This is a genomic window from Neobacillus rhizosphaerae (assembly GCF_050477885.1).
In the GTDB taxonomy this organism is placed as follows: Bacteria; Bacillota; Bacilli; order Bacillales; family Cytobacillaceae; genus Neobacillus; species Neobacillus rhizosphaerae_A.
Genome location: NZ_JBCNAC010000056.1, coordinates 1 through 8375 on the forward strand (window position 1 = coordinate 1; position 8375 = coordinate 8375).

The window sequence follows — 8375 nt, forward strand, 5'->3', positions numbered from 1 at the left end:
AAAAAAATTGCTGCTGGTGCGGATGCGATTGTACTTGATGTTAAAACAGGTGCCGGTGCGTTTATGAAAACACTGGATGATTCAAGAGAGTTAGCTAAAGCAATGGTCCGCATTGGAAACAATGTTGGAAGAAGAACAATGGCAGTAATTTCTGACATGAGCCAGCCGCTTGGGTATGCAATCGGGAATGCTCTTGAAGTAAAAGAAGCGATTGATACCTTAAAAGGGGAAGGTCCAGAAGACTTAACAGAGCTTTGCTTAACACTTGGTAGCCATATGGTTTATTTAGCCGAAAAAGCAAGTTCATTAGAAGAGGCACGTACCCTTCTAGTGAACGTCATTAAGGATGGTTCTGCTCTTGATAAATTAAAAGTGTTCTTAAGTTCACAGGGTGGAGATGCTTCCATTGTTGATGATCCATCTAAGATGCCACAGGCTAAATATGTTATTGAATTAGAAGCAAAAGAAGATGGATATGTATCAGAAATTGTTGCCGATGAGGTTGGAACGGCTGCGATGTTGCTTGGAGCAGGAAGAGCAACGAAGGAATCGGTTATCGACCTTGCTGTTGGACTTGTTTTACGAAAGAAAATTGGGGATCAAGTGAAAAAAGGTGAATCGTTAGTAACTATCTATAGTAATTTTGAAGATGTAAACGAAGTAAAAGAAAAACTTTATGAGAACATCACTATTTCATCTTCAAAGGTAGAAGCACCAATTCTAGTACATGAAGAAATCACTCAATAATCAATTTATACGAATAGAGGCTGACTCCAAAGGAGCAGCCTCTATTTTTTTATTCAATCGAAGGAAAAAATTGTATAAAGTAATTTATTTTGGAAAAAATGGAGGCTATAAAGAATGGAGGGTTATGCGAATGAAACGATTTGTCTCTTTATTAGTGACATCTTTATTACTTACAAGTTTGTGGGGTCCATCTGCTTTTGCTGCTGAAGAAAAGAAAAGTGCTGATATTGTCAGTAATGTTAAATCTGCTATATTAATTGAACGAGATACAGGTGCGGTCCTATTTGAGAAAAATAGTAAGGATGAACTGCCACCTGCAAGTATGACTAAAGTTATGACTATGCTCTTAATTATGGAGGCAATTGATAAAGGCAAGCTGACATGGAATGAGAAAGTTCGTGCAAGCGAATACGCCGCTTCTATGGGAGGTTCGCAGATTTTCCTTGAACCTGGTGAAGAAATGACCACTAAGGAAATGTTAAGAGGTATAGCAATCGGATCAGGAAATGATGCATCGGTTGCTATGGCTGAGAGGATCGCAGGTTCTGAAGAAGCATTTGTCGACATGATGAATGATAAGGCGAAAGAACTTGGATTAAAGCATACTTTCTTTAAAAATACAACGGGGCTTCCAGTGAGTGGACATTACAGCACAGCTGCTGACATGGCAATCATGGCAAAGGAATTGCTCAAATATGAAGATATAACCAAGTTTACAGGAATGTATGAAGCGTATTTACGTGAGAATACGGATAAGAAATTTTGGCTTGTTAATACTAATAAATTAGTTCGTTTTTATCCAGGTGTAGATGGCTTAAAGACAGGATTTACGGCTGAAGCAAAGTATTGTTTAACCGCAACCGCACAGAAGGATGGAATGCGTGTAATTGCAGTCGTTTTTGGTGCTCCTACATCAAAGGAAAGAAATGCACAGGTAACTAAAATGCTAGATTATGCCTTTAGTCAATATAAAACACATCCAATGTTTAAACGTAATCAAATCATTGGTGAAGCAAAAATAAGTAAAGGAAAAGACAAGACAGTTGAAGCGGTTACAAGTGAACCACTTTCCTTACTGACAAAAAAAGGCGAAAAGACTGAAAATGTAAAACAAAAAGTTGTGATGACAAAAAATCTTAAGGCTCCAATTGCCAAAGGGGATCAAGTAGGTACAATCCAATTGATTCAAGATGGAAAGGTAATTCTTGAAAGTCCTATAGTGGCAAAAAAGGCTGTTAAAGAAGCCGGTTGGTGGACACTTTATAAACGTTCCTTTGGTATGTTTACGAAAGCGGGCAAATAAAACCTGTTGTCGAAACAACCTATTATGTAACTACTTTTAGCGAAATACGACTAGTTTTGTAATTGAAGAAGGATATTACCTTCAAAAAAGCGAATTGACTCACTATACCAGATTAAGGAGGACGGAGATAGTGAGTCTTAACATTAATATGGAAACAAAACATGACGTATTATGCATTCGCTTAAGTGGTGAACTGGATCACCATACAGCAGATGACTTACGCGAACAAGCGACAGTGGTTATTGAAAAGAATGAAATTCGTCATATTGTCTTAAATTTAGAACACCTCTCTTTTATGGATAGCTCTGGATTAGGCGTTATTCTAGGAAGATACAAACAAATTAAACAGGTGCACGGTGAAATGGTCGTTTGTGCAATTTCCCCTGCAATACAAAGATTATTCGATATGTCTGGTTTATTTAAAATTATCAAAATGGAACCGACTGAGGAATTTGCATTGCAAAGATTGGGGGTGGCCTGAGTGAAGAATGAGATGAATCTTCAATTCAGTGCTTTAAGTCAAAATGAATCGTTTGCCCGTGTAACTGTTGCCGCGTTTATTGCCCAGCTAGATCCGACCATGGATGAATTAACTGAAATAAAAACAGTTGTTTCTGAAGCCGTGACAAATGCGATTATCCATGGATATGAAAACGATCCGAATGGAACCGTAATGATTCAAGTAATTATCGAAGATAGCTTGATTGATATGACCATAAAAGATAGTGGATTAGGTATTGTTGATGTGGAGGAAGCTCGTCAGCCATTATTTACAACAAAGCCGGATTTAGAACGCTCCGGTATGGGTTTTACCATCATGGAGAATTTCATGGATGAGGTAGAGGTTCATTCACAGCCAGGTCGAGGAACCGAGGTTAGATTACGAAAGCATTTAGAATCCCGCAAAATGCTTTGCAATTAAGGAGACTTGCCGATGGATGTGGAGGTCAAGAACGATAAAAGTCAAACGTATTTAAAGGATCACGAAGTGAAAGAGCTCATTAAAAAGAGCCAGGATGGGGACCAAGAGGCAAGAGATTTAATTGTTGAAAAAAACATGCGTCTTGTCTGGTCAGTAGTCCAGAGGTTTCTTAATAGGGGATACGACCCTGATGACCTGTTTCAGATTGGGTGTATCGGACTATTAAAATCAGTTGATAAGTTTGACCTTTCCTACGATGTTAAGTTTTCCACATATGCTGTACCAATGATAATTGGTGAAATCCAACGATTTATCCGCGATGATGGAACAGTTAAGGTCAGCCGGTCGCTGAAGGAAATGGGAAACAAAATCCGTAAAGCCAAGGATGAATTATCTAAAATACTGGGAAGGATTCCAACGGTTAACGAAATTTCAGCCCATTTGGAGCTTTCGCCAGAGGATGTCATCCTTGCTCAAGAAGCAAGCAGGACACCTTCGTCCATTCATGAAACAGTGTATGAAAATGATGGGGATCCAATTACATTACTTGATCAAATTGATGACGGTAATGAAGGGAAATGGTTTGATAAAATAGCCTTAAAAGAAGCCATTCGCGAATTGGATGAACGTGAAAGACTTATTGTTTATTTAAGATACTATAAAGATCAAACACAGTCAGAAGTAGCACTGAGACTCGGGATTTCACAGGTTCAGGTATCAAGACTTGAGAAAAAGATATTACAACAAATGAAAGACCGTATGGATCTATGATCCTACGGTCTTTTTATTTTTCCTACATGAAATGCTTGCTTCTTAACCATACTACACATACGAGGAAATAAATGTGTGGGAAGTGAATGTTTTGGATAAAACAATCTACATCCGCATGCGGAATCGTGTACAATCTCAGCCTGATGAAAAAATACTTTTAAATGATATAGCCCAAATTATCGCCCCAGAAGCTGTTCTCCCGGGTTTAAAATCTATGATGATTCATCAACTGACTGAAATGGACCGTAATATTGTGGTGATTGATGTAATGAAAGTCATCGGATTAATAACAAATAAGTTTGGAGCCCTGGAGGTCCAAACGATTGGACCAGCTCAAACCATCGTAGAAGTAATGGTGAAGAAAAAGGGATTAAACATTCCATATTTTCTTTTAATCTGGTTTCTCTTATTTTTTGGTTCAGCAATGGCAATCATGAATTTTCATGATGATGTAAGTATGAGAAGTGTGCAGGAAAAGCTATATACCATTATTACAGGTCGAAAGGAAGCAAAACCATTATTATTTCAAATTCCTTATTCCATTGGCTTAGGTCTTGGAATGATTCTTTTTTTTAATCATGTATTTAAAAAACGAATCAATGAGGAGCCTAGTCCTCTTGAAGTAGAAATGTTTAATTATCAAATGGATTTAGATAACTACGTGATTATTCATGAAAATAAAGAAAGTATGAAGCATCTCCATGATAACGATTAAAATTCTTGCAGTATGTTTTTTAGGAATAGCAAGTGGATTAGCGGTAGGGTCAGGATTTGTTGCTTTCCTTACCGTATTAGGAGTTATTCCAAGGCTAACGCAGCTTACCAAAACGATGAAAATGATCCAACACTATGAATGGGCGGTAGTTATCGGTGCACTTACTGGAGTAATAGCCAGTCTCAGAGACCCAGTATTACATATTTGGCCTTATACACTAATCCTCTTAGGAGTAAACGGTGGAGTCTTTGTTGGCATGTTAGCTGCTGCACTCACAGAAGTGTTAAATGTCTTTCCAATCCTTGTAAAAAGAATTCGAATGGATGGGGAATTAATCATTTTAATTATGGCGATTGTATTGGGAAAAATTTTTGGGTCACTCTTTCAATGGCTTTATTTTGTACATCATTAATGATAATAAACTGTCAAGCATGAAGCCTAGCAGGTTGTTTAAATGACTAGCTAGTTCCACGCTTTTCTAATGAAAGGACATCAAAGAATGAGTAATCGGAGACGAGTCATTCTAGTAACGGACGGTGATGAATATGCAAAAAGAACTATCGAGCACGTTGCTCGAGAGATTGGTGGTCGATGTATTTCCCGTTCTCAAGGAAATCCATCTAAATTGTCAGGTCCTGAAATTATCCGTTTAATAAAAGAAGCACCACATGATCCAGTATTAGTCATGTTTGATGATAGTGGCATAGTAGGGGAAGGGGCGGGTGAGAAAGCATTAAAATATGTAGCTACCCATAAAGATATTGAAGTTCTAGGCATTATTGCGGTGGCCGCAAAATCGAGACACGAAGAATGGGCTAGGGTGGATGTAAGTATTGATCGTGATGGAGTGTTAACTCCCTATGGGGTAGATAAATTTGGTATACCTGAACTTGAAATCGGCAGAATAAATGGAGATACAGTTTACTGTCTTGATGAGTTAGATGTGCCTATTATCGTTGGAGTGGGTGATGTGGGGAAAATGGCAAGGCATGACTCCTATAAACAAGGTTCCCCAATAACAAAGAAAGCAGTAGAACTTATACTAGAAAGGAGCGGCTTCCATGGCAAGAAGTAATGAGCAAAAATGGCCGATCCCAGAATCGGTTCATGAGACTGAAAATTATATGAAACAACGGGTTGGGCTTGGAATAAGTTTTGACCTAGGAGTTAGGAAACTCAAAGTCCTTAAAACAGATGTCCAAATTTATTTTTGTAATGGATTGTGTGATACCCGTTTCGTTATTGAGTTAATTGAAGAGCTAGTGCAACTCAATGACCATGAAAAACTTTCAACCGACATTTATAAACTCATTTATAATCGTCTCCTAAACCAATCTGTTCAACCGATTAAAACACTAAACGAATTGGTGGATTTTGTATTATCAGGGTTAATTGTTGTAGTAATTGATGGGGTAGATACAGCACTTGCGGTGGATGTTAGAAGTTATCCAGGAAGGTCACCTCAAGAACCTGACACAGAAAAAGTAGTTCGTGGTTCGCGTGATGGATTTGTAGAAAATATTATATTAAATACAGCATTAACAAGAAGAAGAATTCGTGATGAACGACTGCGCTTTGAAATGTTAAAGGTTGGAGAACGGTCGAAAACGGATGTGGCCTTAGGATACTTAGAGGATGTGGCCGATGCAGAGCTACTAAATATTCTCAGAAAAGAAATCAATGCTATCCAAATAGATGGAATTCCCTTGGCAGATAAAACGCTGGAAGAATTTATTGTCAAACAAGGGTGGAATCCCTTCCCAATGGTTAGATATACGGAGAGAGCGGATGTAGCTTCTGCTCATATTTTAGAAGGTCATATTGTCATTTATTGTGATACTTCCCCAAGTGTCATCATTACACCAGCAACCTATTTTCATCATGTGCAACATGCAGAAGAATTCCGGGAATCACCAGCATCAGGGACATTTGTACGGTGGACTCGTTTTTTAGGCGTATTAACATCGATTTTATTGCTTCCATTATGGCTTTTATTTGTATTAGAACCTTCTTTATTACCTGAAAAAATATCGTTTATTGGACCTAACGAACAAACCAATATTCCGGTTGTCGTTCAATTAATATTAGCCGATTTTGGGATTGAGTTTTTACGAATGGCAGCAATACATACACCAACACCTTTATCAACAGCTATGGGTTTAATTGCAGCAGTATTAATTGGTCAAATTGCCATTGATGTTGGTTTGTTTGTTCCTGAAGTCATTCTTTATGTTGCTGTCGCAGGCATTGGTTCATTTACCACACCAAGTTATGAATTAGGTGTTGCTAATAAGATGCTCCGAATAACATTGACCATTTTAGTTGCCATCTTCCATACACCAGGTTTTATTATTGGTGCAAGTTTAATGTTTATTTTTCTTGCTAAGATGCGTGTCCTTAACACACCATATCTATGGCCTTTTCTTCCGTTCGAGCCTAAAGGATTTTTGCAGATCGTCGTGCGAAGAGCTATACCTGGGTCACTTCTTAGACCAAGCATCGTACATCCGCGAAACCGTTTCAGACAGCCACCTAAAGCAAACGAGAAATAATTGCGGTTTTATTTCAGTTATGCTAAAGTAATTTTAATTAAATAGAGTGATAAAGGATTATGAATAGGCAGTATCTTATGTAGATTCTGTCTATTTATTTATATCTTTTAACATTGTCTACATAAACTATAGTGAGCTGCAATGGAGAGTGGGGAAGGAAATGCACTTTTATGGATCAACAGGAATTAATAAAAGCGGAAATTTAGAAATAGGTGGAGTCGATGCTATTCAATTGGCGCAAGAATTTGGAACACCACTATATGTATATGATGTTGCGTTAATGCGAGAAAGAGCTCGGGGCTTTAAACGAACCTTTGAAGAGCAAAATATGAAAGCTCAAGTGGCATATGCAAGTAAAGCATTTTCGACAGTTGCTATGATTCAGCTGGCAGAAGAGGAAGGTTTATCTCTTGATGTTGTTTCGGGCGGGGAGTTATTTACCGCAATAGTTGCAGGATTTCCAGTCGAAAGAATTCATTTTCATGGGAATAATAAAAGCAGGGAAGAACTGGAGATGGCGTTGGATCACCAAATTGGCTGTATTGTAGTAGATAATTTCCATGAAATCGAACTTTTAAAATCCATTTGCCAGGAGAAAAATACGAAAGTTAATATTTTATTAAGAATAACACCTGGGATTGAAGCGCATACCCATGATTACATTTTGACAGGGCAGGAAGATTCAAAATTCGGATTTGATCTTCAAAATGGACAGGCGAAAAAGGCATTAGAGATAGCACTTCATATTGATTATTTTGATGTTCTCGGGCTACACTGCCACATCGGTTCGCAAATCTTTGAAACAACAGGATTTTTACTTGCTGCAAAGAAAATCGTTGAAAAGATGGCAGAGTGGGAAAATGAACTTTCATTTAAAGCGAAAGTGTTAAACTTAGGGGGCGGTTTTGGAATCCGTTATACGAAAGAGGATGAGCCAATTCCACCTGCACAATATGTCAGTGAAATTATTAAAGAAGTAAAAAAATTGACACAGCAATACTCTATGCAAATGCCTGAAATTTGGATTGAACCAGGGCGTTCACTAGTAGGAGATGCAGGAATCACCCTTTATAAAGTAGGTTCTTCAAAAGAGGTTCCAGGTGTGAGGAAATATTTAGCTGTTGATGGAGGCATGAGTGATAACATTCGACCTGCTCTTTATAGCGCTAAATACGAGGCAGTTCTTGCGAATAGACCCTTAGCAAAAACAAAGGAAACCGTCTCCATTGCAGGGAAATGCTGTGAGTCGGGTGATATGTTAATTTGGGACTTACCTCTACCTGAAGCAGGGGAAGAAGATATTCTAGCTGTGTTTTGTACGGGTGCATATGGCTATTCCATGTCGAATAATTATAACCGTATTCC

General features: G+C 38.1%; 9 protein-coding genes and 1 pseudogene. All 10 read left to right on the plus strand.

Annotated elements, in window-relative coordinates; all coding sequences use genetic code 11:
* Positions 1-747, plus strand: a pseudogene (gene deoA, locus ABES03_RS07240) (pyrimidine-nucleoside phosphorylase); the annotation flags it as partial.
* Between the two features lie 130 nt (positions 748-877).
* The gene (locus ABES03_RS07245; protein WP_430116414.1) at positions 878-2050 is read left to right on the plus strand and encodes a D-alanyl-D-alanine carboxypeptidase family protein; all 1173 of its coding nucleotides are present in this window, start codon (positions 878-880) and stop codon (positions 2048-2050) included.
* Positions 2051-2180: 130 nt separating this feature from the next.
* Positions 2181-2531: an anti-sigma F factor antagonist gene (gene spoIIAA / locus ABES03_RS07250; protein ID WP_308083311.1), complete on the plus strand. Its 351-nt coding sequence runs from the start codon at positions 2181-2183 to the stop codon at positions 2529-2531.
* The gene (gene spoIIAB, locus ABES03_RS07255; RefSeq protein WP_430116416.1) at positions 2532-2972 is read left to right on the plus strand and encodes an anti-sigma F factor; all 441 of its coding nucleotides are present in this window, start codon (positions 2532-2534) and stop codon (positions 2970-2972) included.
* A gap of 12 nt (positions 2973-2984) precedes the next feature.
* Positions 2985-3743: an RNA polymerase sporulation sigma factor SigF gene (sigF, locus tag ABES03_RS07260; protein ID WP_309860955.1), complete on the plus strand. Its 759-nt coding sequence runs from the start codon at positions 2985-2987 to the stop codon at positions 3741-3743.
* A 91-nt stretch (positions 3744-3834) separates the two neighbouring features.
* The gene (locus ABES03_RS07265) at positions 3835-4458 is read left to right on the plus strand and encodes a stage V sporulation protein AA (RefSeq protein ID WP_430116419.1); all 624 of its coding nucleotides are present in this window, start codon (positions 3835-3837) and stop codon (positions 4456-4458) included.
* Positions 4448-4870 (plus strand): stage V sporulation protein AB, encoded by a 423-nt coding sequence (locus ABES03_RS07270; RefSeq protein WP_430116426.1) that lies wholly within the window; start codon positions 4448-4450, stop codon positions 4868-4870. The genes ABES03_RS07265 and ABES03_RS07270 overlap by 11 nt, the downstream gene beginning before the upstream one ends.
* A gap of 87 nt (positions 4871-4957) precedes the next feature.
* Positions 4958-5533, plus strand: coding sequence for a stage V sporulation protein AE (locus tag ABES03_RS07275; protein WP_430116421.1), 576 nt, complete (start codon positions 4958-4960; stop codon positions 5531-5533).
* Complete coding sequence (locus ABES03_RS07280; protein WP_430116423.1) at positions 5520-7010, plus strand: spore germination protein; 1491 nt, start codon at positions 5520-5522, stop codon at positions 7008-7010. The genes ABES03_RS07275 and ABES03_RS07280 overlap by 14 nt, the downstream gene beginning before the upstream one ends.
* A gap of 160 nt (positions 7011-7170) precedes the next feature.
* On the plus strand, positions 7171-8375 hold a 1205-nt coding region (gene lysA, locus ABES03_RS07285; protein WP_430116425.1), incomplete at its 3' end, for a diaminopimelate decarboxylase.